Source organism: Paenarthrobacter sp. CAP02 (assembly GCF_040137855.1).
Lineage (GTDB): Bacteria > Actinomycetota > Actinomycetes > Actinomycetales > Micrococcaceae > Arthrobacter.
Genome location: NZ_JBEEII010000021.1, coordinates 3,525 through 5,396, shown reverse-complemented (window position 1 = coordinate 5,396; position 1,872 = coordinate 3,525). Strand labels below are relative to the sequence as shown.

Here is a 1,872-nt window from a genome sequence, read left to right as displayed (position 1 = left end):
CTGTTGTTTGAGAACTCAATAGTGTGCCAAGTTTGTTGATACCGATTGTTTTTTGATTGGTTGAAATTTATGCCAGTTCTGTCATGCACCCCCGTGTGTGGTGGGCTGGTTTTCAGCTGGTTTCGAATTTTGTGCAGCCGCGTCGACCGTTATTTCCGGTGGGTGTGGTTGTGTCTGTTTGATTTTTTTTGTTTTCAACGGAGAGTTTGATCCTGGCTCAGGATGAACGCTGGCGGCGTGCTTAACACATGCAAGTCGAACGATGATCCCAGCTTGCTGGGGGATTAGTGGCGAACGGGTGAGTAACACGTGAGTAACCTGCCCTTGACTCTGGGATAAGCCTGGGAAACTGGGTCTAATACCGGATATGACCATTCCACGCATGTGGTGGTGGTGGAAAGCTTTTGTGGTTTTGGATGGACTCGCGGCCTATCAGCTTGTTGGTGGGGTAATGGCCTACCAAGGCGACGACGGGTAGCCGGCCTGAGAGGGTGACCGGCCACACTGGGACTGAGACACGGCCCAGACTCCTACGGGAGGCAGCAGTGGGGAATATTGCACAATGGGCGCAAGCCTGATGCAGCGACGCCGCGTGAGGGATGACGGCCTTCGGGTTGTAAACCTCTTTCAGTAGGGAAGAAGCGAAAGTGACGGTACCTGCAGAAGAAGCGCCGGCTAACTACGTGCCAGCAGCCGCGGTAATACGTAGGGCGCAAGCGTTATCCGGAATTATTGGGCGTAAAGAGCTCGTAGGCGGTTTGTCGCGTCTGCTGTGAAAGACCGGGGCTCAACTCCGGTTCTGCAGTGGGTACGGGCAGACTAGAGTGCAGTAGGGGAGACTGGAATTCCTGGTGTAGCGGTGAAATGCGCAGATATCAGGAGGAACACCGATGGCGAAGGCAGGTCTCTGGGCTGTAACTGACGCTGAGGAGCGAAAGCATGGGGAGCGAACAGGATTAGATACCCTGGTAGTCCATGCCGTAAACGTTGGGCACTAGGTGTGGGGGACATTCCACGTTTTCCGCGCCGTAGCTAACGCATTAAGTGCCCCGCCTGGGGAGTACGGCCGCAAGGCTAAAACTCAAAGGAATTGACGGGGGCCCGCACAAGCGGCGGAGCATGCGGATTAATTCGATGCAACGCGAAGAACCTTACCAAGGCTTGACATGAACCGGTAATACCTGGAAACAGGTGCCCCGCTTGCGGTCGGTTTACAGGTGGTGCATGGTTGTCGTCAGCTCGTGTCGTGAGATGTTGGGTTAAGTCCCGCAACGAGCGCAACCCTCGTTCTATGTTGCCAGCGGTTCGGCCGGGGACTCATAGGAGACTGCCGGGGTCAACTCGGAGGAAGGTGGGGACGACGTCAAATCATCATGCCCCTTATGTCTTGGGCTTCACGCATGCTACAATGGCCGGTACAAAGGGTTGCGATACTGTGAGGTGGAGCTAATCCCAAAAAGCCGGTCTCAGTTCGGATTGGGGTCTGCAACTCGACCCCATGAAGTCGGAGTCGCTAGTAATCGCAGATCAGCAACGCTGCGGTGAATACGTTCCCGGGCCTTGTACACACCGCCCGTCAAGTCACGAAAGTTGGTAACACCCGAAGCCGGTGGCCTAACCCTTGTGGGGGGAGCCGTCGAAGGTGGGACCGGCGATTGGGACTAAGTCGTAACAAGGTAGCCGTACCGGAAGGTGCGGCTGGATCACCTCCTTTCTAAGGAGCTGCTAACAACTATCCGTGTTCTGTGTATGCGGTTCGTGGTGGTTGTCAGTGTTGCCCATTGCGCAGGCGTCTGTTCTGCGGTGGGTGCTCATGGGTGGAATATCAACGAATCATTTTTTTGGCATGGCCTGTTCGGTTGTGTCCTGGTG

1 rRNA gene is annotated in these 1,872 nt (G+C 55.2%); it reads left to right on the top strand.

The annotated features are described in order from the left end of the window. Positions 1-194 precede the first annotated feature (194 nt). Positions 195-1,714: ribosomal RNA gene (locus tag ABHM97_RS21425) — 16S ribosomal RNA — on the top strand. The last annotated feature ends 158 nt before the right edge of the window (positions 1,715-1,872 follow it).